The sequence below is a fragment of the Neobacillus ginsengisoli genome (genome assembly GCF_030813055.1).
In genome coordinates, this window is record NZ_JAUSTW010000002.1 from 22139 (window position 1) to 47862 (window position 25724).

At 38.5% G+C, this 25724-nt stretch carries 21 protein-coding genes and 2 pseudogenes; 19 read left to right on the forward strand and 4 right to left on the reverse strand.

Features of this window, described 5'->3' with window-relative positions; genetic code table 11:
- Positions 1-10: 10 nt before the first annotated feature.
- From J2S10_RS05525 to J2S10_RS05600, 16 genes are all read left to right on the forward strand, one after another.
- Positions 11-793 (forward strand): sulfite exporter TauE/SafE family protein, encoded by a 783-nt coding sequence (locus J2S10_RS05525; RefSeq protein WP_307405234.1) that lies wholly within the window; start codon positions 11-13, stop codon positions 791-793.
- Between the two features lie 34 nt (positions 794-827).
- Positions 828-2036, forward strand: a complete 1209-nt coding sequence (locus tag J2S10_RS05530) for an FAD/NAD(P)-binding oxidoreductase (protein ID WP_307405236.1) — start codon at positions 828-830, stop codon at positions 2034-2036.
- Positions 2037-2093: 57 nt separating this feature from the next.
- Positions 2094-3524: an MBL fold metallo-hydrolase gene (locus tag J2S10_RS05535; RefSeq protein WP_307405238.1), complete on the forward strand. Its 1431-nt coding sequence runs from the start codon at positions 2094-2096 to the stop codon at positions 3522-3524.
- Between the two features lie 235 nt (positions 3525-3759).
- Positions 3760-4944 (forward strand): MalY/PatB family protein, encoded by a 1185-nt coding sequence (locus J2S10_RS05540; RefSeq protein ID WP_307405240.1) that lies wholly within the window; start codon positions 3760-3762, stop codon positions 4942-4944.
- Between the two features lie 60 nt (positions 4945-5004).
- A complete protein-coding gene (locus J2S10_RS05545; protein WP_307405242.1) occupies positions 5005-6450 on the forward strand; it encodes a sigma-54 interaction domain-containing protein in 1446 nt (481 codons plus the stop codon).
- Between the two features lie 210 nt (positions 6451-6660).
- Positions 6661-8139, forward strand: a complete 1479-nt coding sequence (locus J2S10_RS05550; protein ID WP_307405244.1) for an amino acid permease — start codon at positions 6661-6663, stop codon at positions 8137-8139.
- Between the two features lie 98 nt (positions 8140-8237).
- A complete protein-coding gene (locus J2S10_RS05555) occupies positions 8238-8615 on the forward strand; it encodes a RidA family protein (RefSeq protein ID WP_307405245.1) in 378 nt (125 codons plus the stop codon).
- 96 nt (positions 8616-8711) lie between these two features.
- Positions 8712-9713 (forward strand): D-cysteate sulfo-lyase, encoded by a 1002-nt coding sequence (gene cuyA, locus J2S10_RS05560; RefSeq protein WP_307405248.1) that lies wholly within the window; start codon positions 8712-8714, stop codon positions 9711-9713.
- 641 nt (positions 9714-10354) lie between these two features.
- A complete protein-coding gene (trxB, locus tag J2S10_RS05565) occupies positions 10355-11284 on the forward strand; it encodes a thioredoxin-disulfide reductase (RefSeq protein WP_307405250.1) in 930 nt (309 codons plus the stop codon).
- A 52-nt stretch (positions 11285-11336) separates the two neighbouring features.
- Positions 11337-11678 carry a thioredoxin family protein gene (locus tag J2S10_RS05570; RefSeq protein ID WP_307405252.1) on the forward strand — a complete coding sequence of 114 codons (342 nt, stop codon included), beginning with the start codon at positions 11337-11339 and terminating at the stop codon, positions 11676-11678.
- Between the two features lie 208 nt (positions 11679-11886).
- On the forward strand, positions 11887-12069 hold the full coding sequence (locus J2S10_RS05575; RefSeq protein ID WP_307405254.1) for an aspartyl-phosphate phosphatase Spo0E family protein: 183 nt from the start codon (positions 11887-11889) through the stop codon (positions 12067-12069).
- Positions 12070-12134: 65 nt separating this feature from the next.
- Complete coding sequence (locus tag J2S10_RS05580) at positions 12135-12284, forward strand: hypothetical protein (protein ID WP_307405256.1); 150 nt, start codon at positions 12135-12137, stop codon at positions 12282-12284.
- A gap of 35 nt (positions 12285-12319) precedes the next feature.
- Positions 12320-13618, forward strand: coding sequence for an aminotransferase class I/II-fold pyridoxal phosphate-dependent enzyme (locus tag J2S10_RS05585; RefSeq protein ID WP_307405258.1), 1299 nt, complete (start codon positions 12320-12322; stop codon positions 13616-13618).
- Between the two features lie 271 nt (positions 13619-13889).
- Complete coding sequence (locus tag J2S10_RS05590; protein ID WP_307405260.1) at positions 13890-14477, forward strand: cysteine dioxygenase family protein; 588 nt, start codon at positions 13890-13892, stop codon at positions 14475-14477.
- Positions 14478-14704: 227 nt separating this feature from the next.
- The gene (gene pyc, locus J2S10_RS05595) at positions 14705-18154 is read left to right on the forward strand and encodes a pyruvate carboxylase (protein WP_307405262.1); all 3450 of its coding nucleotides are present in this window, start codon (positions 14705-14707) and stop codon (positions 18152-18154) included.
- Positions 18155-18817: 663 nt separating this feature from the next.
- Positions 18818-20068 (forward strand): ATP-binding protein, encoded by a 1251-nt coding sequence (locus tag J2S10_RS05600; protein ID WP_307405264.1) that lies wholly within the window; start codon positions 18818-18820, stop codon positions 20066-20068.
- 181 nt (positions 20069-20249) lie between these two features.
- Here J2S10_RS05600 and J2S10_RS05605 read toward each other — a convergent pair whose 3' ends face one another.
- From J2S10_RS05605 to J2S10_RS05620, 4 genes and pseudogenes are all read right to left on the reverse strand, one after another.
- Positions 20250-20708, reverse strand: coding sequence for an N-acetyltransferase (locus J2S10_RS05605; protein WP_307405266.1), 459 nt, complete (start codon positions 20706-20708; stop codon positions 20250-20252).
- 474 nt (positions 20709-21182) lie between these two features.
- Positions 21183-21647: a low molecular weight protein-tyrosine-phosphatase gene (locus J2S10_RS05610; protein WP_307405268.1), complete on the reverse strand. Its 465-nt coding sequence runs from the start codon at positions 21645-21647 to the stop codon at positions 21183-21185.
- 128 nt (positions 21648-21775) lie between these two features.
- Positions 21776-21838: pseudogene (locus tag J2S10_RS05615) on the reverse strand (YjcZ family sporulation protein); the annotation flags it as partial.
- A gap of 180 nt (positions 21839-22018) precedes the next feature.
- Positions 22019-22903 carry a LysR family transcriptional regulator gene (locus J2S10_RS05620; RefSeq protein WP_307405270.1) on the reverse strand — a complete coding sequence of 295 codons (885 nt, stop codon included), beginning with the start codon at positions 22901-22903 and terminating at the stop codon, positions 22019-22021.
- Positions 22904-23189: 286 nt separating this feature from the next.
- Between J2S10_RS05620 and J2S10_RS05625 the strand changes: the two genes are divergently transcribed.
- The 3 genes and pseudogenes from J2S10_RS05625 to J2S10_RS05635 all read left to right on the forward strand — a co-directional run.
- Positions 23190-24398 carry an MFS transporter gene (locus tag J2S10_RS05625; RefSeq protein ID WP_307405272.1) on the forward strand — a complete coding sequence of 403 codons (1209 nt, stop codon included), beginning with the start codon at positions 23190-23192 and terminating at the stop codon, positions 24396-24398.
- Positions 24399-24529: 131 nt separating this feature from the next.
- Positions 24530-24817, forward strand: coding sequence for a GerAB/ArcD/ProY family transporter (locus tag J2S10_RS05630; RefSeq protein ID WP_307406736.1), 288 nt, complete (start codon positions 24530-24532; stop codon positions 24815-24817).
- A 413-nt stretch (positions 24818-25230) separates the two neighbouring features.
- Positions 25231-25701: pseudogene (locus J2S10_RS05635) on the forward strand (sulfurtransferase TusA family protein); the annotation flags it as partial.
- Between the last annotated feature and the right edge of the window lie 23 nt (positions 25702-25724).

Below are 25724 nucleotides of genomic sequence, written 5' to 3' on the forward strand. Positions count from 1 at the left end.
TCAAAAAAGAATGACAACGTTTCAAGTGCTCCTCTCCATTGTTTCAGGAACTATTGTCGGATTCGTACTGGGGTTGCTCGGCGGAGGTGGGTCAATTCTTGCTGTTCCTCTTTTGCTTTACGTTGTTGGTATGAAAGATCCGCATGTGGTAATTGGCACGACAGCGTCAGCTGTTGCCATAAATGCCTATGCAAACCTAATTCCACACGCACGAGCCGGCCACGTGCAGTGGAAAGCGGCGATTGTTTTTGCAGTCCCTGGTGCCCTAAGTGCTTATACAGGATCAATTATTGGAAAGTTGGTACCTGGGAAACAGTTGTTGTTTCTTTTTGCCATTCTGATGATTGTTATGGGTGTAAAAATGGCTATGCCAAAGAAAAAGAAGAGTCAATCAGAGGATCTTAAAAATCAAGTAAAACTTCCACAGCTGATCATCATGGCTATCCTGGTGGGACTGTTATCCGGTTTTTTCGGGATTGGCGGAGGATTTTTGATTGTTCCCGGCTTGATTTTTGCGGCAAGAATGCCCATGATTGCAGCAATTGGATCCTCATTGGTATCAGTCGGCACATTTGGACTTACAACAGCGGTGAGCTACAGTATATCCGGTCTCGTAAACTGGTGGGTTATGTTAGCGTTTGTTGGAGGCGGAGTTGGCGGTGGAATGGTGGGGGCTTGGCTGGCGGCACGCTTAAGTAAACAACAGCGTACACTCCATTATATATTTTCCGGTGTCGTTATGTTGGTAGCCATTTACATGCTGATTATTAATGCTGAAGCCTTAGATTTGTGAGCAGCTTTACCAAAATTAAGATGAGGTGATTAGAATGACAAAGGTGAAGAATGAGATACATTACAAAATTTTGATTGTTGGCGGTGGGAGTGCTGGAATTACGGTTGCAGCCCGTCTCCTGCGTGAATCACACACCCTGAGAGAAAATATTGCCATTCTTGACCCCGCTACGAAACATTATTATCAGCCATTATGGACGCTTGTCGGAGCTGGCGAAGCTGATAAATCTGTGACGCAAAGGGAGGAAGCATCCGTTATTCCGAGTGGAGCCGTGTGGGTGCAGGATGCGGTTACCGCATTTCAGCCAGATGAAAATGCTGTTATAACAGCATCTGGAAAGAAACTGCACTATGAGTATCTTGTTGTTGCGGCCGGGATTCAAATTGATTGGCATAAAATCAAAGGATTAAAAGAAAGTATTGGAAAGAATGGGGTATGTAGTAATTACTCCTTTGATTATGTTGATAGCACATGGGAAGCGATCCGCAACTTCAAAGGGGGAACTTCCATCTTTACCAATCCGAACACTCCGGTGAAATGTGGTGGAGCCCCTCAAAAAATCATGTATTTGGCGGAAGATTATTTCAGAAAATCTGGAGTGCGCCCACACTCTTCGGTTATTTTTGTTTCAGGCAGCCCATCTATATTCAATGTAAAAAAATATGAACAGGCACTAAACAAAATAATTGAACGAAAAGAAATCGAGACACGGTTTATGCACCATCTAATTGAAATTGATGGTGAAAAAAAACAAGCGACATTCGAAAATCTGAACACAAAAGAGCGTGTAAAAATGCAATATGACATGATTCATGTAGTACCACCGATGAGCGCCCCTGATTTTATCAAGAACAGCCCACTTGCAGCAAGTAATGGTTGGCTGAATGTAGACAAATATAGTCTGCAGCATCAATGCTTTGACAATGTATTTGGCATTGGGGACTGCACCAACCTGCCTACGTCGAAAACGGGGGCTGCGATTCGTAAACAAGCACCCGTGCTTGTGCAAAATTTACTTCATCGGATGCGTGCCAAACCAATGGTTCATAAATATGACGGTTATACATCATGCCCGCTTGTTACCGGATATGGACGGCTAATACTGGCTGAATTCAATTATGATTTACAGCCGCAGGAAACTTTCCCTATCAATCAGTCACGGGAGAGGTACAGCATGTATGTATTAAAGAAAAACTTCCTTCCCGTTATGTATTGGAAGGGAATGCTCAAAGGTAGGATGTGATAATGTTTTTGATGGTCATAACAAAATAAAAGAAAGCGCTTAAAAGGAGGATGACTTATGTTAATCAAATACTTTTACGATGAGAAACTGGCTCAAGCTTCATACCTTGTGGGATGTCAGGATACTGGCGAAGCGATCATTGTTGATCCGTCCCGCAATATAGAACCTTACATATTAACGGCAAGAGCTCATGGCGTGCGGATTGTGGGTGCAACGGAAACACACATCCACGCGGACTTTTTGTCTGGTTCGCTGGAGCTAGCTTCAAGGATGGGGGCCACGTTGTATTTATCTGATGAAGGAGGGCCTAACTGGAAATATGAGTACGCAATTGGGTATGAACACTGCTTTCTGAGGAATGGAGATGTATTTGCCATTGGAAATATCCATTTTGAGGTGATGCATACACCAGGACACACACCTGAACATATATCTCTGCTTGTAACAGATGGCGGTGCATCTACCGAAGGCCCGATCGGCATATTTACCGGAGATTTTGTGTTTGTCGGTGATGTGGGGCGTCCCGATTTATTAGAAAAAGCCGTGGGGGTACGCGGTTCCTCAGAAAAAATGGCACGCATAATGTATCGGTCACTAAAGCAGTTTAAAAATCTTCCTGACTATCTCCAAGTATGGCCAGGGCATGGAGCGGGCAGTGCCTGTGGAAAAGCGCTAGGAGCAGTCCCGTCGTCAACCATCGGCTATGAAAAACGGACAAATTGGGCATTGCAATATGATAATGAGGATCGCTTTATAGAAGCGCTGTTGGCTGGACAGCCGGAGGCACCCCCTTATTTTTCAATGATGAAGCGGTTGAATAAAGAGGGGGCGCAGCAAATCCAAAGAATGGCAGTACCGCTTCGTATGGAGGTTTCGATAGATATTGTAGGGGAATGGGTGAAACAGGGAATTGTTATTGATACGCGTCCAGCCAGTGATTTTGCCGCTAAGCATATACGAGGCGTGATGAATATCCCTTATAATAAATCTTTTGTAACTTGGGCGGGATGGCTGGTGGATTATGACAAGCCTATATATCTTCTAGCAACCAATACTGATGTGGAAGATATCGTAAATGATCTCCAGTCCATTGGATTGGATCGCATCGTTGCAACAATGGAGCCATATGTTATTGAGCTGGCAAGCGAATCTGATTCGCGTGTGATGAAGTATGAAGAAGTGACAATGGATCAAGTAGATGGCTCTATTCAAACAGAAGACATATATGTACTTGATGTCCGAAGTATGGGCGAGTGGGAGGAAGGCCATATTCCGCAAGCGAAGCATGTGATGCTTGGTCATCTGCAGGAACAGTCACACACCATTCCGCATGATAAACCAATTTTAGTTTATTGCAAAACTGGCGGAAGATCTGCTATCGCTGCAAGCCTTCTGCAAGTTCATGGTTTTAAAGAAGTACAAAGTCTTGTAGGCGGTTACGAGGAATGGAGAAAACAGAAGAAGTTGCGAACCACTAGAGATTTTTAAATGAATTCTTTGAGTTTTATCATCTATGCGAAAATATTTACCATGTTTGCAAATTAGCCAATGCTTATCTTGAAAGGGGTTTCAAAATTTACATTCGCGGTATTCGGAATTCAATCAAGAAATTCTATAAAAATATGGCGGTTTTATAAGGCAAATAAGTTGGCATGAAAATTGCTTATATAAATTACGTAATGATGCATTATGCATAAGCAAACATGAGAAGGAGAGATACTTCATGAAATATAATTTTGACCAAGAAATCTGTCGACTGGGCACAGACTGTGAAAAATGGGATAATATTAAAAATCAATTTGGCGTAAAGGATGTTATTCCGATGTGGGTGGCCGATATGGATTTCCAGTCTCCGCAACCTGTGATCGAAGCGTTGAAACTGCGGGTGGAGCACGGTTTCTATGGCTACGCTGTTAGATCTGGCTCCTATATGGAATCCATTGTTGATTGGCTAAAAAGAAGACATCAATGGTCCGTTAAGAAAGAATGGATTACTCACAGCCCAGGCGTGATTCCGGCCTTATCGTTGGCGATTCAATCCTTTACGAAGCCAGGAGACAAAATTATTATCCAACCGCCTGTATACCATCATTTTGCCCGTGTGATCCAAGCGACCGGCCGTGAAATTGTAAGCAATCCGCTTGTGCTTGAAAATGGGCGTTATATCATGGATTTCGAAGACTTAGAGGCAAAGATAGATGCAACGGTAAAAATGTTGATTCTGTGCAGTCCTCATAACCCAATCGGAAGGGTTTGGAGCAAAGAAGAATTGACGAGATTGGGACAGCTTTGCATAAAGCACAACATTCTCATTGTAGCAGATGAAATTCATTTTGATTTTGTTTATAAGACACATACTCACATTCCTTTTGCCTCTATTTCAGAAGAGTTTGCGAATCATTCCCTAACTTGCATTGCGCCAAGCAAAACTTTTAACCTGATGGGTGTGCAGACATCGAGTATTATTATTCCAAATCAGCAGCTGCGCGATAGGTACGATCAAGAACTTCATACATTATCCATTGGTTCGCCAAACATATTTGGCGCTGTTGCGTTAGAGGCAGCTTACCGCTATGGAGAAGAATGGCTGGATCAGCTCCTTGAATATTTGCAGGAAAATTTGGAGTACACTCTGAGTTACTTCAGGAACAACATTCCAGAAATCAACGTCATCCAGCCGGAAGGCACATACCTTGTATGGCTGGATTGCCGGGAATTGTGTTTTTCAGTTAAAGAATTGGATGAATTTATGTTACAAAGAGCAAGAGTTGCGATGAATGAAGGACACATTTTCGGTAGGGAAGGTGAAGGATTTATGAGGCTAAATATTGCTTGCCCGCGTTCGATGTTAAAAGATGCGCTGGGTAGAATAGAAAATGCTATCGCTTCTTTGTGTAAAGCTCATTAAGTTGTTTTATGATAGTATTGTTTTATTATTCTATATAACGCTAGAGCAAGGGAGGATCATATGGCAGGCTTTATTGGCATACAGCAGTTTATTCAAGACTACACTGAGAACACGGCAGAAATCCTTGGTTTGGATATAACTGTACTGGATGATAAGGGCGTTCGCATTAGCGGGACTGGCTATTATAAAGAGCTCATTGGCAAAGCGGCTCCGGAAGGATCCTTTTTCAGAATGATATTGGAAACAGGAGAGCCTGGAGTAATAATCGATGTAAAAAAAGATGAGTCGCAATGTATGAAGTGTAAATTCGTGAATCAATGTAAAGAACTCGCTACCATTGGATTTCCTATTGTAAAGCAAGAAAAACTAGTTGGCGTCATTGGCATGATTGGTTTTTCTCATAAACAAAAGGAGAAAATGATTATAGAATCAGACAAGCTAATACGTTTTTTAAGCAATGTAAGTATATTGTTAGGAAATAAATTAGCAATGCTAGACCTTGGTAAAGAAAAGGGTTGCAAAATCCAAGAGGATATCCCAATCCCCCCGAAAACCATTTCTTTTGAAACCATTCTTGGTAAAGATTCCGGGCTTCAAGATGTGATTAAAAAAGCAAGACGGATTATAAACAGCCCATCCACTGTCCTGATTAGGGGAGATAGCGGTACGGGGAAGGAATTATTAGCCAAAGCAATTCATTATGAAAGCGAGCGCCGAATTCATCCATTTGTAGCAGTCAATTGCGCCGCCATACCTGAAAGCTTGTTGGAAAGTGAGTTGTTTGGTTATGAGGGAGGATCGTTTACCGGTTCAAGTCGGAATGGGAAAATGGGAAAATTCGAATTAGCGGACAATGGAACCATTTTTCTTGATGAAATTGGGGATATGCCTCTTTTCTTGCAACCAAAATTATTACGGGTTTTACAAGAAAAAGAGATTGAAAGAATCGGTGGAAAAAAAGCAATCGGGATTAATGTACGGGTGATTGCGGCCACTCACCGTAACTTGGAAGAAATGGTACAGAAGGGCACTTTCCGCGAGGATTTGTACTATCGTCTCAATGTCATCCCCCTCCATACTAAACCATTAAGGGAGCGGCGCGGTGATATCGTCTTATATCTCGAACATTTCATTCAAAAGCATTGCAGGATCATGCAAAGGTACCCACTGAGACTTGACCCTATGCTGGAGCAATGGCTTATACGCTATGATTGGCCGGGCAATATACGGCAGTTGGAAAACGCCGTAGAATATATGATCAATATGGCTGAATCAGATATTATCGGCTTCAATGATTTACCTGACTATGTACTTCAACAGGATTTTCTCTCTGTGGAGAGTGGAGGATTAAGTTTAGAACAAATGCTTTCAGAATATGAAAGAGACGTGATCCAGAGCTACTTCTTAGCTGAAAAATATCGAAATGATAAAGAACAAATCGCCCGGGAACTACAGATTAGCCTGTCTACTCTTTATCGCAAGTTAGAAAAATATCAATTATGTTAACTTCATTAAAAGTTTATTGAAATTCAAGCGGGAGAGTGCCTCAAATCATTTTCTCGCCCGGAATTTTTGAGAGGGGTGAGGACAAAAGAAGGAAGCAGAGCTGTCTTTTAAAATAACTGAAATTTCCAAAAAGACACAAAAAGAGATTAACAGTCAGATAAGACAAGACAAATTGGATTTGAACTATGAGAGTAAATAGGGGGACACGCTATGGGGAAATTAGAAGCGGAGTTAAGTAACGTCCTAGAAGAGCGAAATTCAGAAGGATCATTACACCGAAAGCTGAAATCTAGACATTTAACGATGATGGCTATTGGCGGCGCTATTGGAACGGGATTGTTTGTATCCAGCGGATCAACGATTAGCACTGCAGGGCCGGGAGGAGCGCTCGCTGCATTCATTTTAGTCGGAATCATGGTCTATTTTGTCATGAATAGTTTGGGAGAGCTATCGGCCTTTTTACCGGTTCCAGGGGCCTTTGACATCTATGCCTCAAGGTATGTTGATCCTGCGTTAGGCTTTGCGTTAGGTTGGAACTATTGGTATACCACCGCGATTACGGTTCCTACGGATTTGGTTGCCTCTACTCTTATAATGAAGTATTGGTTTCCAAACGTACCTTCTCTCTTGTGGAGCGCATTATTTCTGGGTTTGCTGCTAATCTTAAATATTTTATCCGTCAAGGCATATGGGGAAAGTGAATACTGGTTTGCGGGTATTAAGGTCATCTCGATTATCGTGTTTCTCGTTATTGGGGTTGCGATGATTTTTGGAATTATGGGAGGACACGCGATCGGGTTCAGTAACTTTACCCAAGGAGATGCTCCTTTCCATGGAGGGCTTTTATCTATCTTTAGTGTAGTGCTCGTCGCTGGTTTTGCATTTCAGGGAACCGAAGTGATAGCGACAGCTGCAGGTGAAACCGATAATCCATCGAAAAACGTACCAAAAGCGATTCGTTCAATCTTTTGGCGAATCCTCATCTTCTACGTGTTAACGATATTTGTTATCGGCTTGATTATTCCTTATACTGATCCGAACCTGCTTAAAACCGGCATTAAAAATGTTTCTATCAGTCCCTTCACACTTGTTCTTCAAAGAGCCGGTTTGGCATTTGCCGCTTCAGTCATGAATGCCGTGCTCCTTACGTCTGTTTTATCAGCAGCAAACTCAGCAATGTATGCGTCTTCACGTATGCTATGGGCATTAGCGAAAGAAGGAAAGGCACCACGCATTTTTGCACGACTTAACCAGAAGGGAATTCCCATGTTGGCTCTGTGTACGACGGCGACTTTAGGACTTGCCTCCTTTTTGGCTTCCCTTTTTGGAAATGGTTCGGTTTTTATTTGGCTGGTAAATGCTTCAGCTCTGACCGGATTTATCAAATGGTTCGGTATTGCCATTAGTCATTACCGTTTTCGTAAGGCATATGTGGCACAAGGAAGAGATTTAAATGAATTGCCGTATAAAGCAAAATGGTACCCGCTGGGTCCGGTTATCACGATGTTATTTTTTGTGGTTTTCATTCTTGGACAGAATCTTTTTTCAGGACAACAAATCAGCTGGGCAGAAATTCTGGCGACGTATATTGGTCTTCCTATTTTCTTGCTTCTCTGGCTTAGTTATAAATTCATTAAGAAAACAAAAGTGGTCCCTCTTATGGAGTGTGATTTTGAACGTAAAGAATAGTGAGGAAAGCTGTGTGTAATGTACAGCGCTTATTTTCAGAGGAACATTAAACACAATTCCGTTAAATAGGATTACATTAAAAAAAGAGGTGGGTTTTTATGATAAAAGAAACAATCATAACCAAAGAAGCTCCCAAGGCTATCGGTCCTTATGCACAAGGTATTAAAGCAGGAAATGTAGTGTATACTTCAGGGCAGCTGCCGATTCATCCTGAAACAGGAGAAATGCCTGATAATATTGAGGAGCAAACAAGAATGTCATTGAAGAATCTTAAGCAGGTTTTAGAAGCGGCGGGAGCAAACTTACAGCAGGTAATAAAAACAACGGTTTTTTTAAGCGATATGAATCATTTTGCCGCGATGAATCAAGTATATGGAGAATTTTTTTCCGAGAATTATCCGGCGAGAAGCGCGATTGAAGTTGCTCGTTTACCTAAAGATGCTTTGATTGAAATCGAAGCGGTTGCTATGATTTAATCATAATAATTGAAAGGAGAATGTCAGATTGATATTCTCTTTTCTTTAATTTACATATAGCTAGTCTTAAACAGAGGATACAGGAGGAGAATTAATATGAATTTAGCACAATTTCCCAGAAAGCGGTATACACCAACATATACATCCATTGAGAAATTACATCACTTTTCTGAAGTTCTTGGGGGACCTTCCATTTATATTAAACGAGATGATTTACTGGGGCTGACGGCTGGTGGAAATAAAACAAGAAAACTAGAGTTCCTTGTTGCGGATGCAGTGGAAAAAGGCGCGGATACGTTAATTACATGTGGAGGCATTCAATCAAATCATTGCCGTTTAACGCTGGCCGCTGCTGTTAAAGAGAAAATGAAGTGCATTCTTGTATTGGAAGAGGGGCTTTTAACCAAATCTGAGCCAGATTTTAATGGTAACTATTTTTTGTATCATTTACTGGGCGCTGAAAAAGTCAAGGTCGTGCCTAATGGGACAGACTTGATGAAAGAAATGCAGAAAGTAGCTAAAGAGGTAACGGAAGAGGGAAATAAACCTTATATAATTCCGGTTGGGGGATCGAATGGCATAGGTGCAACGGGATATGTTGCTTGTGCTCAGGAAATTTTGGCACAGTCCTTTGATTATGGAGTCAATATGAATGCTGTCGTTTGTGTAAGCGGTAGCGGGGGAATGCATGCAGGTTTGGTGACTGGCTTTTATGGAAATCAAAGTAATATACCAGTAATCGGAATAAACGTAAGCAGAGCAAAAGTGGAACAAGAAGAGAAAGTTTTTCAGCTTGTTAAAGAAACTTCAGCACACATTGGCATTCCAAATTCAATCCCTCGTGAGGCTGTTACGTGTTTTGATGAGTATGTCGGACCAGGCTATGCTTTACCTACGCCTGAAATGGTGGAAGCTGTCAAGCTAATGGCAAGAACAGAAGGGATTTTGCTGGATCCAGTATATACAGGTAAAGCAGCAGCGGGGCTCATTGATTTAATACAAAAAGGCATCTTTAAGTCGGACGATAACATCCTATTTGTGCACTCTGGCGGCGCCTCAGCGTTATATGCCAATACCTCGCTCTTTATTGAAGTTTAATTATAATATAGTGATAGTGTGACCCGTAAAAACAAAAAAGAATGATGGGCAAGATAATATCCTCTCTTTTGTAGGGAATAATGGTTTTGGTGCAAAAGCTTTTAGCAGGGACAGAAATATTTGATTTACTTTCCTCTATTTAAATAATGAAAGAAAGCAAACAGAAGCTCTGTTTGCTTTTTTTTTAACTCAGTTCTTGAGGAGAAATAGCTTGAAGAGTTTATCACAGATGCAAAACTAGTTCCTAGTCCTAGGAAGAGTTTAAGCTTGATGATAAAGGCTTTTTTAAAATGAATGATAGCAAAATTGGGAATTTCCATAGTGTGGGGTGCGCAAACAATAAGGTTTTATAGGAGAAATTAGTTGGCATGGTTTTTGCAATATAAATGATAAGTAATAGAGAAAGGAGGGAGGAGATAGACCACCGGCTACTTCCTTTGTTGGTGAGAGTCTCAGAAAAAAATGACAACGATATGTTTTTCTTAATCTTGAAAAGATTTTTCTCAATCGTGATAGGAAATGGGACTCATTAACCTGTATATCGTTGTAAAAATAGCGATTTTACAGAAAATTAAAAATTGGCACGAAAATTGCAAATAATATTCATGAATAGAGAGATTAGCACAACGAGGAGGTAAGTGATGTATAAAACCATTATTCTGGGGACTGGCCCTGCTGGGTTAACTGCAGCAATCTATCTGGCACGTGCTAACCTAAGTCCTCTAGTCATTGAAGGGCCTGAGCCAGGGGGGCAATTGACATTGACAACAGATGTTGAGAATTTTCCTGGTTTTCCTGAAGGGATTATGGGCCGAGAGTTGATGCAGAACATGCGAAGGCAAGCTGAGTATTTTGGAGCAAAGTTTGAAAGGGGGTGGGTTAAAAAAGTCGACTTTTCAAATAACCCTTTTACCTTAACGGTGGAAGGAATAGGGGTGCTCAAAACACAATCTTTAATCATTTCTACGGGGGCTTCTGCGAAACTTTTGGATATTCCAGGGGAAAGGGAAAATATTGGGCGTGGGGTAAGCACCTGTGCAACGTGTGATGGATTTTTCTTTAGAGGGAAGAAAATTATCGTTGTCGGTGGCGGAGATTCAGCTATGGAAGAAGCAAATTTTTTAACGAAGTTTGCTTCGGAGGTTCGTGTTGTTCACCGCAGAAAGGAGCTTCGCGCTTCCCAAATTATGCAAGACCGCGCCAAAAATAATCCAAAAATTACTTGGAGTTTAAATCACATTCCCGAAGAAGTTATTGCAGGAGAACGGCATGTTACTGGCTTGAAAGTTAAAAACAGCGAAACTGGAAAAAACGAAATTCTGGAATCTGATGGTATTTTCATAGCAATCGGCCATAAACCGAACACGTCTTTTTTAGGCAATCAAATTAAAACGGACGATATGGGATATATCAGCGTGAATCCTGGTACAACAGAAACAAATATTCCTGGTGTATTTGCCTGCGGGGATGTTCAAGATCATAAATACCGCCAAGCAATTACTGCAGCAGGAAGTGGTTGCATGGCTGCTCTGGATTGTGAAAGATATCTTGATGCAAGTGAGATTAAGTAGTAGAAATAATCAGAATAAACATGGAGAACAAAAAATAGGGAGGATTTTAATTATGAAAGAGATCAAAACAAAACAAGAGTTTAATGAGGCGATTTTATCAACAAAACCAGTTATGGCCAAATTTTATGCTGAATATTGCCCAGACTGTCAGCATACCGATTTATTCATGCCAATTTTGGAAGAAGCGTATAAAGAAAAAGTAGATATGATCACAGTAAATCGAGACGATTTTCCGGAACTATTAGAGAAGCTAGATGTGTACGGAATCCCAAGCTTTATTGCTTTTCAAGAAGGGAAGGAACTTAATCGCTTTGTAAGTAAACTCGGAAAAAGCCAGGAAGAAGTTGAACAGTTTCTCAATCAAATCGTAGAGGCAAGTGGAAAATTAGAATAGAACAATCTGTATCACCCAAATTAATCTGAAGCCAATAAATATTGAGTAGTCACTCAATATTTATTGGCAATATATTCAAAATCGACGATTTTATCAACTTATTTTTTGTATAGGCACTATACACCTTTAGATATAGAATCACCCCTATCCTTTGTACATTTAGTAGGGAAGAATTATATAACTTTTTTGCTTCAAGGAGGAACAGAAAATGGAACTTATGAAATATGTGAACGAATACAATTATCTAAAAGTCAGTATGGAGAAATCAGGATTAATGTATGGTCTGTGTGATACAAGAACCATTAAATATAGTCAAGATTTAGATTTATTACTTAACAAAGTAATGAAAATTAGATATCCAGGATTAATAGAGAGGAACAAATTAAATTAAGCCAAACAATTGATGTATAATTTGTACATTTTATGGGTGAAGACATGTGTCGGGAGGAACAGATGGTGAAAAAAAACAAAGCCATTCCTAAAAGTATTAGTCGTAAATTGATGAGAAATTGCCGTCCGTATTTTCCAGGCCAGCACGGAATTGGGCATCATGCTGGAGCTATGATTAAAACAGGAGATTTGTTAGTTGAATTAGGTGAAATCTAAATTGGAGATTTCAACCTATAAGGAAGGTGAATAAAGTGCTAAACCCATTGGCTTTAGAATTAAATCATGTCATTGAAGAACGCAATAAACCAGTATATGAGATGTTGTCATTACTGGGAAAATCATTGTATTTCCCAAAAGGGATTGTCAGCCAGGCAGGAGAGGCAAAGGGAAAAGCAGACCGATTCAATGCAACAATCGGGATGGCTTCAGAGGGTGGACAACCAATGTATTTAGATGTCATCCACAAGAACCTCTCCTCATTTGATCCGAAAGACCTGTATCCATATGCACCACCGGCAGGAAAAACAGAGTTGCGTGAGGTTTGGAGAAAGAAACTTCTGAAAGATAATCCTTCCCTTGAAGGAAAGGAATTTGGCACCCCGATCGTGACGAACGCGCTGACCCATGGCTTGAGTATCGTATCCGACCTGTTTGTGGAAAATGGTGATCCTATTTTACTACCGGATAAGTATTGGGATAATTATCATATAACATTCAACGTTCGCCACGGCAGCCAAACAGTGACCTATCCATTATTCACTAAAACAAACCAATTTAATGTAAAAGGCATGCTGGAGGCCCTTTTATCCTGTAAGAATGGAAAAGCGATCCTTGTGCTTAATTTCCCGCATAATCCAACAGGCTATACTCCTTTGGAAAAAGAAGTGGAGGGAATCCTTCATGCCATCAAGCAGGCAGCGGATATTGGGATTAACATTGTTGCTGTTATTGATGATGCTTATTTTGGATTATATTATGAAGATTCAATCAAAGAATCTATATTTGCTCGTTTAGTAGGGTTACACCCGCGTGTCCTCCCCATTAAAATTGATGGGGCAACCAAGGAAGAATATGCTTGGGGTTTTCGTGTTGGGTTTCTCACATTTGGAATCCAAGATACTTCGGTTTTGGAAGCGCTGGAGAAAAAGACGATGGGTTCTATACGAAGTACCATCTCATGCAGTCCTCACCTTTCCCAAACAATCATTTTGGATGCCTTGTTAAATCCCGAATTTGAAGTGCAGCGCGGGGAGAAAAATAAGGTAATGAAAGCCAGGGCGAAGCGAGTCAAAGAGATCTTAGCAGACGGGAAATATGCGGATGCATTCGAATCCTATCCATTCAACTCAGGGTATTTCGTGTGTCTTCGAATCAAGCATACCGATGCAGAAACGCTGCGGATCCACTTGCTCAAGCAGTATGGAGTGGGGACGATCTCCCTTGCCAAGACGGATCTTCGAATCGCATTCTCCTGTGTTGAATTATCTGATTTGGACCAGCTTTTTGAACTTATCTATCGGTCATGTAAAGAATTAGAATCCATAGTGTAATAGAGACCTTTACATAAGGTCCTTTTTCTTCCTTAGTATTAGCAGAATTGTTTCTCAAACCTGAGATAAAGATTTCTCATATTAAAGAATTAACAAATGTATCGATAGTGGTTATGGAAAAGGTTTATCCCAAGATTTCAATAATATCAGGTAAAATATCGGAAAATAGAAAGCATTCCTGTGTTTTTTTATCGGTGGCATGTTTTTGCTAAATAGTTATAGTGAAAGCAAAACATTAAAGAAATTATCCATCATAGGAGGACAATATATCATGACAAATCAAACGATGGAATATACACTGATCGACTTTATTCGAGATATGACATGGGTAATAGAGAGAACTGAGAGTGATGCTGTTCGGGTGGAAGAAGCAGAGCGTTTACTTGGTGAACTGCTTCGTACCACATCCTGGCTCTCTCCCGAAAAGCGGAAGCCCAACTCGGAAGGTTATGCCCGCCATTCCCTCTACTGCGATCCGCAGGATCGTTTTGAGATCATAGCACTTGTCTGGAAGCCGGGGCAGAAAACTTCACTCCATGATCACGATGGTACTTGGGGAGCTGAAGGGGTTGTGACTGGACAGATCAAGGTGACGAACTACCTTCGAGTGGATGAAATTTCAGAAAATTTAGTAAAACTCAAACAAACTAATACATTGATTATAAATCAGCAAATGACTAGCAAACTCCTGCCCCCAGCGGATTGTCACATCCTTGAAACGGAGGGCGATCAAACGGCGATAACCATCCATGTTTATGGAAAACAACTCCGCAAGTTTCGGGTATTTCAACCTTTACAACAAGAAGGCATTTTTTCAGCCCACGATTCCTATGTAGGGTATACTCCTGAGCCAATCTAAGTTTATAAAGTATTTGATAAATGGAAATTGACTTCTTAAATTAGCTTCTCTTGTAAGATAAATAATACCTTGAAAGAGTTTTTGTTACGAAACAGGAGAGGAACATTGCAAGTTTTACCCATATCCAATGAATCTTATAAATTTTTATATAATGCACAACTCTTTAATCCATATATAAAATAATAATCTATAAATTTGTTTAAATTTATACGAGAGGGGTAAAAAGCTTGAGTGTTGTAACGAAAAAAATTAACAAAGTTTTAGTCGCAAACCGAGGGGAAATTGCCATTCGTATTTTTCGTGCATGTACAGAACTAAATATTCGAACTGTGGCCATTTACTCAAATGAAGATGCATGGTCTTTTCATCGCTATAAAGCCGATGAAGCGTATTTAATCGGAAAAGGAAAAAAGCCAATTGAAGCTTATTTGGACATCGAAGGGATCATTGAACTAGCTAAAACACATGAAGTAGATGCCATTCACCCAGGATATGGATTTTTGTCAGAAAACATTGAATTCGCTAAACGTTGTGAAGAAGAGGGCATTTTGTTTATTGGACCCGAATCTAGACATCTTAATATGTTTGGCGATAAAGTAAAAGCCCGTCATCAAGCCATACTAGCGAATATACCAGTCATCCCGGGGAGTAATGGACCAATTTCTAGCATGGAGGAAGCCGATGCTTTTGGTAGAGATTATGGATATCCCCTCATGATTAAAGCCTCACTTGGCGGTGGAGGCCGAGGTATGCGTATTGTACGAAATGAGGGTGAATTAAAAGAGTCCTATGAACGTGCAAAGTCTGAAGCAAAGACTGCATTTGGTAATGATGAGGTTTATGTAGAAAAGTTTATTGAAAACCCAAAGCACATTGAAGTACAAATTTTAGGAGACAAAGACGGCAATATCATCCACTTATATGAGCGTGATTGTTCTATACAACGCCGTCATCAAAAAGTAGTGGAAATAGCACCAAGTGTCTCATTATCCGAAAGCTTACGTAAACAGATTTGTGAGGCTGCTGTTCATTTAATGAAAAATGTTCGCTATCAAAATGCTGGAACAGTAGAGTTCCTTGTATCAGGAGATAAGTTTTATTTTATTGAAGTAAATCCACGGGTACAGGTCGAACATACAATTACCGAAATGATTACTGGAATTGATATTGTTCAGTCACAAATTTTAATTGCGGATGGATACACATTACATAGTGATGCAGTAGGTATTCCCTCTCAAGACGATATACAAATCAACGGTTATGCGATTCAATCCCGTGTAACCACAGAAGATCCTTTGAATAATTTTATGCCAGATACTGGGAAAATAGTAACTTACCGCTCAGGTGGCGGATTTGGTGTTCGCCTTGATGCAGGAAATGGATTTCAAGGGGCTGTTATTACTCCTTATTATGATTCATTGCTCGTAAAGGTAACAACCGCAGCGAAAACGTTTGAAAAGGCGGCTTCAAAAATGTTACGCAATCTTCGTGAATTTCGTATCCGCGGAATCAAAACTAATATTCCCTTTCTTGAAAATGTGGTCAAGCATCAAAAGTTTCTAAAAGGAGATTATGATACTTCCTTTATTGATACAACACCAGAATTATTTCTATTTCCTAAGAGCAAGGATCGCGGAACAAAAATGCTGAGGTATATTGGGAATGTCACGGTGAATGGATTTCCTGGAATCGGTAAAACCAAGAAGCCCGAATTTTCTAAACCCTCCTTGCCTGAAATAAAAAACTCAGAACCTATTCCAACGGGAACAAAACAAATTTTAAATGATGAAGGTCCTGATGGTGTCGTCAAATGGATTAAGGAACAAAAAGAAATACTGTTAACCGATACGACATTCCGTGATGCTCATCAATCTCTACTAGCTACCCGAGTACGAACAAATGATTTATTACGTATTGCAGAGCCAACGGCACGTTTAGCACATAATCTTTTCTCAACAGAAATGTGGGGGGGCGCCACATTTGATGTATCGTATCGTTTCTTAAGCGAAAATCCTTGGGAGCGGTTGTTACAATTACGCAAAAAAATGCCTAATCTATTATTCCAAATGCTTCTTCGTTCCTCTAATGCGGTGGGTTATAAAAATTATTCTGACAATATCATAAGAACGTTTATAAAAGAATCAGCTGAAGCTGGGATTGATGTCTTCCGTATTTTTGATAGTTTAAATTGGGTGCAAGGTATGACTCTTGCTATTAATACGGTAAGAGATAGCGGCAAATTAGCTGAAGCAGCCATGTGTTATACAGGAGACATTTTAGATGCATCAAGAAGAAAATATAACTTAGACTACTATAAGCAACTTGCTAAAGAGTTGGAAGCATCTGGTGCTCATATTCTAGGTATAAAAGACATGGCTGGATTATTAAAGCCGCAAGCGGCATATGAGTTAATTTCCACACTTAAAGAAACAGTAGATATTCCTATTCACCTGCATAGTCACGATACAAGCGGTAACGGAATTTTAATGTACGCGAAGGCCATAGAAGCAGGTGTAGATATTGTCGATGTTGCCGTCAGTGCTATGGCAGGTTTGACTTCACAGCCAAGCGCCAACTCATTATTTTATGCATTAGAAGGCCATGAACGGAAACCAAATATCGATATTCGCAGCTTTGAAAAACTCTCTAACTATTGGGAAAACGTTCGTCTTTTCTATCAAGCTTTTGAAAGTGGAATGAAGTCGCCTCACACAGAAATCTATATTCATGAAATGCCTGGCGGTCAATATAGTAATCTTCAGCAACAAGCAAAAGCAGTTGGATTAGGAAATCGCTGGGATGAAGTTAAAGACATGTATACAAGAGTCAATCACTTATTTGGAGATATAGTCAAAGTAACCCCCTCTTCAAAAGTAGTCGGTGATATGGCACTTTATTTGGTGCAAAACAACTTAACGGAGGAAAATATTTACAAACGAGGCGAAACATTAGACTTCCCAGATTCCGTGGTTGAACTGTTTCAGGGGTACTTAGGTCAGCCTTATCAAGGCTTCCCGAAGGAACTTCAACGGATTGTTCTTAAAAGAAGAGAACCCATTACCGTTCGTCCTGGGGAATTATTGGAGGATTTCGATTTCCAAAAAACGAAAAATACATTATATCAAACAATTAACCGTTTTGTTACCAGTCATGATGTCATTTCTTATGCGTTATATCCAAAAGTCTTTCTGGACTATCAGAAGACATTCGAACAATACGGTGATATATCGGTGTTAGACACTCCTACTTTCTTATATGGAATGCGTCTTGGTGAAGAAATCCAAGTGGAAATTGAAAAAGGAAAAACACTGATGGTCAAGCTTGTCTCGATCGGTCAAGCGCAACTAGACGGTACACGCACATTGTACTTTGAATTAAACGGTCAATCTCGTGAAGTGATCATTAAAGATGAAAGCATCAAAACAACCGTTATATCAAGGCTGAAAGCAGATCCACTCAATTCATACCATCTAGGAGCCTCCATGCCTGGAACCGTCATTAAAGTATTAACTAAAAAAGGGGAAAGGGTATCAAAAGGGGATCATCTCATGATTACAGAAGGGATGAAGATGGAAACAACGATTCAAGCACCCTTCGACGGAATTGTAAAAGATATTTATGTGTTAAGTGGGGAGGCTATCCAGTCAGGTGATTTGCTTATCGAGCTTATAAATTAATTGAAACTTGCAATTTTATTATGTTGAACATAATTAGAAATTCTAAAGGAAATAGGAGGGGGAGATCTTTATCCAGGTCTAACCAAGCTCCACCGCAAATCCAGATGATGAGCGGCATCGAATGCGGTGCCTGTTCATGGTGTGGAACCATTGCGTCACCTTAATGAGTGGCGTTTTTTTTATTGGAAATATTCTCTAAATAAACGCATGAATTTATAAAGAAGCCCCTGCTCATTCGTTAAAAAAAAGAGGAGAGCGTTAATTAATAAGTCTATGGATTAGGGTTGACCGGGTAAAGGTCAATATAAGTATTGACACTTCCTACCATTTTCATTCTCTGTGGTGCAGCACTGATTTTGTGCTGCATGGATGGCTAACGGGTGCCTAAATCTATACGGTAAGGCTGTTAAGACAGTCTTTTTCTTATGGAACAAACGGGCAGTATTGCCCTAAAAGACTTCTTGAAATGACCTTAAAGTGTGCTTTAAAGAAAAAAACAAAAGTCGACAAATTATGATTACTATAAAGTATAATATGGAATAATTACTAATATAATTCAGTTCTTTCTTAAAGTATAAATGTTTGTATGAAACAGTCATAAACATAATGAACATATTTATCGTCCTTATTCAGATATAGAACAGAATAAGAAAGGTAACGAAGATGAGTATAATAAAGGATTTTTTGCTGCAATTAACGCTTATGGTAATACCCATATTTATTTACTTTACATTTATTAAGGAGAGGGTTAAGAGTTATAAAAATAGAAACGTAATAATGTCCATTTTGTGGGGAATATCAATTTTATTTTGCATGTCCTTTCCAGTGAGTTTTGGTCAAAATGGTCGTTTGGAATTAAGAATTATTCCTCTATTATTTGGGAGTTTATACGGCGGATTTTGGTCAGGCATCTTCCTATCAGCCCTTATCATACTTTATCGACTTTATTTTGGAATCAGTTTAGGATTTTATAATACTGTTCTTGTCTTATTATTTTCTCTGCCTGTTATATTGTTTTTTCAAAAATCGTTTGCAAGTTCGAAAAAAGATAAAAGGGTTAAAATTGCGGTTGGTCTTTCCTTTTACTACTGTATCATCGGACTTACTTTTTTTGGTATTCTTAGAGGTTTTTCCATAGATTATCTTAAAGTACAGATTATTCATCTTATCTTTGTAGTAGTAGTTACTTGGTTCTTCACTATGTTAAATGAAACGATCAGGGAGATTCACCAGTTACGATTAGAGATGCAAAAATCGGAGAAATTACGAGTTATAAGTGAGTTAACAAGTGTTTTCGCTCATGAAATTAGAAATCCGATGCAAGTTACTCGTGGCTTTCTGCAACTTCTAAACGATCCTGATTTGCCTAAAAACAAGAAGGAATATATCCAAATATCCATTGAAGAATTAGATCGTGCGAATGAAATTATTAATGATTTTTTATCTTTTGGAAAACCCTTAATAAATAACAACGAAAGAATCGACGTAGCTTATCAATTACAACGTGTAGTCAATATCATTCAAGGTTACAGCCTGAACCATAAGGTTGAGATTAAAACTGATATTCTTGATAACTGTTGGATTTATGGTAATCCTCAAAAATTGAACCAGTCTTTGATTAATATTTTGAAAAATGCCATAGAGTCTATGCCGAATGGTGGAATTGTTTGGATTACCTGTACGTCAACTGATGATAGATATATAAAGATTAACATTAAGGACCAAGGAATTGGTATGACAAAAAAGCAAATTGATAGGCTTGGATCTCCGTTTTATTCTTTAAAGGAACGAGGGACAGGTCTAGGAATGATGGTAAGTTTTCAAATTGTCCATTCTTTCAAAGGTAAAATACAAGTGCACAGTGAAATGGATATGGGGACAGAATTTATTATTCTTTTACCCCAGATAACCTAAAGATTAACGCAATTTTTCTGTTTTTTAACGGGTGCTTTAATAGAAGAAAAAGAACGTCTTTATAAAAGGCGTTCCTTTTCTATTTTTATATTTTGTGTACATATGTAACAATAATTTTGATTTTTTGGAAAATGCACCTAAAAACAAAACCATTTAGGGATACCAGGACGGGAGTTTATTTCTAAGGTAAAACGTTCAATAACATCGCTGTTTCATCACAAGAATGCAGTTTGGGGCAGTTTATGCAATCTTTCCACATTTTTTGAGGTAATTCATTTTTATCCACTCGATTAAATCCTATCTTCGAAAAAAATTCAATTTGATAAGTTAACGATATTAGCTTAGTAATTTCCAAGTTTTCCGTTTCTTTAATGATTTGTAGTACCAGTGCTTTTCCGATTCCTTTTCCGACATATGCAGGGCTGACGGCTAATGACCTTACCTCTGCTAAATTCTGGTCAAGGATCGTCAAGCTGGTAATCCCAACAACTTCGTTATTTAAAACGGCAACAAGGAAACTTTGGAGATTTTCATAGATGGAAGAATAAGTTCTCGCTAAAAGTTTTCCTTCTTTAGCATACTCTGATATTAATTTATAGATACTTTCTGTATCGCTCATAACCGCTTTTCGAATAAGCATAGAAAATCCCCCAGGATAATATATTACTTGTTATATAAAATTCAAACTATCTAACTATAGCTGATTTGTAATAAATATACATTAAAAAGAATTTTTATACAACTATATATTCCATTAATTTTCCCTTTTTAAGATAATTAACAAAAGATTTTTTATACTAAATAGTCATTAGCAGGAGGATGGTTGGGTACATAATAGAAAAGTTTGTGTAAGAAAGTTTCAAAGAGCAAGATTGTGAATTATTGTACTAAAACTACTATGAAAATAAGTTTCTTCAAGAATAGAAAAATGACAATACTTAAGATGACCCTGCTCAAAAAAAGAGGAGAGCTTAAATTAATAAGTCTATGGTTAAGGGGTGACTGGATTAAGGTCAGTATTAGTATTGACACTTCCTAATCATTTTCATTCAAAAAATGGGTTCAGTGAAATAGAAACTGTTTTGATCGTCTGATTAAGATGGATGCCTTGTTGTTATAAGTTTTGTTCGCTGCGTATTTTATTGAGTAAAGCCCGGCAGCCGGCTGAAACAAGACGATAGGTTTCATCAAAATCACCTGTGTAAAATGGATCGGGAACATCTTTCCTGTATTTGGTCAGGTCGAGCAGCCTAATGATCTTTGGATGATTAGGCTTGCCGATTATCCTGTAAATATTTTTTATGTTGCTTTCGTCCATACCGATAATATAGTCGAACTTCCAAAAGTCTTCTTTTTTTAGTTGGCGTCCAACAAGCCCATCAGAAGAGATACTGTATTTCTTTAGAATATCAAGTGTTCCTTCGTGCGGAGGGAAGCCGATTTGCCATGAACTGGTTGCAGCGGAATCAACTGTGATTTTGTTAGTCAAATATTCTTTTTTGAGTAAGTCACGAAACAAAGCTTCAGCCATCGGTGAACGGCAAATATTCCCCAGACATACAAATAAAACGTTGATCATGTACTTAACCCCTTTTAATTTTTCTTATTTTTTCTATTTTTTAGTCTTTTTTGAAATGAATTATGTATTTACAAAATAGTGGATTGGACAGTTGTGTTGTTTTGCACACCTTTAGCCATTGGAGTCTTTTAATACCAAGCTGCTCCAACGATGATAAGAAGTATAAACAATACAATGATTAGAGCAAAACCAGCTCAGTATGCACCCTCTGCCATGTACAGAGCCTCCTGTCCATTCGTAATTACAAAGTATGTACAAAACAGAAATATGGAACGGCGCTAGTTCTAATCTTAGAGACTGTACCTTAAAATAAGATTTAAAAATATTGTTAGTTATAAAGGATAAATGTAGCTGAAAAAGAATGACCATTCCTATCCCAATTCGTAGGAATGGTCCAAAACAAATTGCTTAAATTTTTGAGTTGCAGGCGATAAATACCTTCCCTCTACCCAAGCAATTCCAATAGTCCGTTGGCACTTCGGCCAACGGACACGTATTTGTGATATTTTACTTTGATCTGTCCCCTTCAGATTCGGTAGAATTGAAATTCCCAGTCCTGCAGCAACAAGCCCTGCAACGGTGTCTGCTTCTTCTCCTTCAAATGTAATCTTAGGTGTAATCCCCGCTTCTTTAAACAATTGCTCAATAGCCATACGAAGGGAAAAACCTTTTTTCAAATGAATAAAGGATTCATCTGCAATTTCTTCCAACGTAATATTTTGATTGTTAGAGAATTTGTGGTCTTTAGGGACTATAACAAAAAGTTCCTCACTCCAAAGTTGTCTCCATTGAATTGGAGGTTTAATTTCCATTGGAGCAATTAAACAAAGATCAAATTCTCCTAATTGTAAATGTTCAAGAAGAGTATGAGAGGGACCTTGGCCGAGCTGAAAATTGATTTTTGGATAGTTAGAACGAAAAGAAGCGATTAAGTCCGGAATAAGATTTGTACTAAGAGTGTGCAGAAAACCAAGCGAAACTTCTCCCTGCTCTGGATCAAGTAAATCTTGAATTTCTTGTTTACCTTCATAGAATTCTTTCATCATACTATCCACACGTTTTAAAAAGATATGACCATATTTATTTAATCTAATGGAACGTCCCTGACGTTCAAATAATGGAACACCTATTTCGTCCTCAAATCGAGCAATAGAACGGCTGAGTGCTGACTGGGAAATTGATAGGGCTTCAGCCGCATGCGTCACGTGTTGCATACGTGCAAGAGTTTGGAAATATTCAAACTGTTGCCATTCCATTTATTAACACCTCTTCCATACAATTAGTTTATTCATTACATAAATGCATTAAAAATATTATTATAATGAATTATACATTATATACTATCGGTGGTAATATAAAACTCAGAACACACCTAGGGTTTTCGTAAATTTAAATCTATAGCTATAGAGCAGTAAATATAAAAGTATTTTGTATTTAATGTTTAGAATTAGTCTATTTTTTAATACAAGCAATTATCTGTTAAAAGGGATGATTTATTATGCAACATGTGGGAGTTCACATAAATTTTAAGGTGATTGTATTATGAGTTATATTCAACAGGGGACACCAATTTTTCGCAAAACCAGCTTTGCTTTTTTTGCCGCTGGTTTCAATACATTTGCTATTCTTTACTGCGTACAGCCCTTAATGCCAGAATTCACGAGGGATTTTAGCATTTCTCCAACTATTGCAAGTTTTTCACTTTCAATAACAACAATGGTTCTAGCTATTAGCATGCTGGTTTTTGGATCTTTATCTGAATCATGGGGACGAAAGCCCATCATGGTAATCTCTATGTTAGTTGCTTCTGTGGTGTGTATTTTTACAGCATTCAGTCCTAATTTTCATTTCCTACTGGCGTTTCGAACTATTGAAGGAATTTCATTGGCTGGCCTGCCCTCGATTGCAATGGCCTATCTTGGAGAAGAAATAGAGTCTAAGAGTTTGGGAACGGCTATGGGTCTGTATATTTGTGGCAATGCAATTGGTGCTGTGTTTGGTAGAATTTTCTCAGGAATGCTGAGTGACTACTTTGGTTGGCACATAGCAATAGGGGGAATTGGTATAATAAGCTTAGTTGCCACCCTAATTTTTTGGATTAGCTTACCCCCTTCACAAAATTTCAAATCTCGTCAATTAGAAATTGGAAAGTTAGGAAAATCATTAATTGACCATCTGAAAGATCCAGGGTTAGTTTGCTTATATGGAATGGGATTTTTGCTGTTAGGCAGTAATGTAGCATTGTTCAATTATATTGCTTATGTATTACTTGAAAAGCCCTATTCATTAAGTCAAACACTTGTAAGTTGGATATTTTTAATTATGATTATTGGAATGTTTAGCTCTGTCTGGACAGGGAGATTGGTAGATAGCCAAGGTAAGCAAAAAATATTAATAATTAATTTATTAATTACATTAATTGGAGTCTGTTCAACTTTGGATTCTAATTTGTTTATTAAAATACTAGGACTTGGATTGTTTACTTTTGGATTCTTTGGTAGTCATTCGATTGCTAGTAGTTGGGTTGGACAACGTGCTTTACGTAACAAGGCACAAGCTTCTTCATTATATTTATTTCTTTATTACTCTGGTTCAAGTGTAGGTGGAACAGTCGGAGGGGTGTTTTGGTCCGTATTTGGATGGGGAGGAGTCATCGGTATGAATGTGGGCTTTTTAATACTTGCTTTTATACTTTCGGCATGCCTTTCAAAAATTGTACTTAAATCGAAGAAAGTTACTAAAGTAGCCTAAGTTGATTTATCATAGTTATTAGATTGTGAAGAAATATATATAAAGTAACGGGTACTTTAGTTTCACAACAAATGGACTGTTTCAGCAGTCCTTTTTCATTATTCTTATACTTATAGAAAAGAGTTTTTTCCATATATTTTATGGGAATAATAAATGAAAAACGTAATGAGTTGAGAGAATATACAGATTTTATTATAAGTTCTTTTTTGCTTAAAACCCCGATGATTGTAGTGATCGGAAGCATGGTTTTGGTCTGTGCCTTTGCTGTACGAGGCGGTGTGGAAGTGCTAGGAAGAGCCTCTCAACTGTTCATTCCAAATTTAATTTTCAGTTATTTGGGTAACAGGGACATTCATCAAAATATCAGTGTTCTATTATGCTCTTGTTCTAAGCACTGCCCAATGGTTGAATCTCTCTAATTACCGTTCAGTCGTCCTTCCACTTGGTTTTTTGTTGATGTTGTTCGGTGTGTGGGGGTATCGTGACATAGGAGAAACTTCCAAGTTTACAGCAACCATTCTTCCTTTTTATACCTCCTTTGTTTAACATTAATTCCGACATTGCTCCTACTCATCGCTATCATACGGAAAAAAATGAAAAAATAAACCATACAACATTGAAAATAAGGTTCTAGTGTGTCATTTAACTCATTTGAGCCAAGAAGTTTAACGTGTATCCCAATTTGGGACTCAGCAATAGCCTTGACAACCCCAAGTAGGAGTACAACAACCATATATATAACCCATATCTTCTTATACACCAGTGAATACACAACATTAAAAACGTCTTAGCGTATAATACTCGTTTTGTTAGTGACAAAGAAAGTAATCAAGAAGATTTGACAAACTTAGAATTGTCCTATGCACCTCCATATTCATCTGCTAAAGATCCTGTAAATATGGCTGGTTATGTAGCAACTAATATTCAAGAAGGTGAATTGGAACTAATTCAGTGGCATGAGGTTGACCAAATAATTGCAAACGTAGGACTATTAATCGACGTTCGTGAACCTATGGAACGTGAATTTGGAATTAGTAAAGGTTCAATAAATATTCCTTTAAATGATCTAAGGAACAGATTAGAGGAACTTCCAAACGATCAGACCATTTGGAAAGTGGACAAGTAATAGAGATTCATGTGACAGACAAAGAAGCCCTAAATGATCTTCCAGCCTGGTCAAAAAATGCTGGTCACTCCCATCTTAAAAACAGAGCAAGACGAAAATGTCATTAAATATTGGATTAAAAAGAAGTCTCGTAATCTAACTGAATTTTTTATGAAAAGATGGCTCTCAAAACAATGAATGGTGGAAAGGTTATACATCCT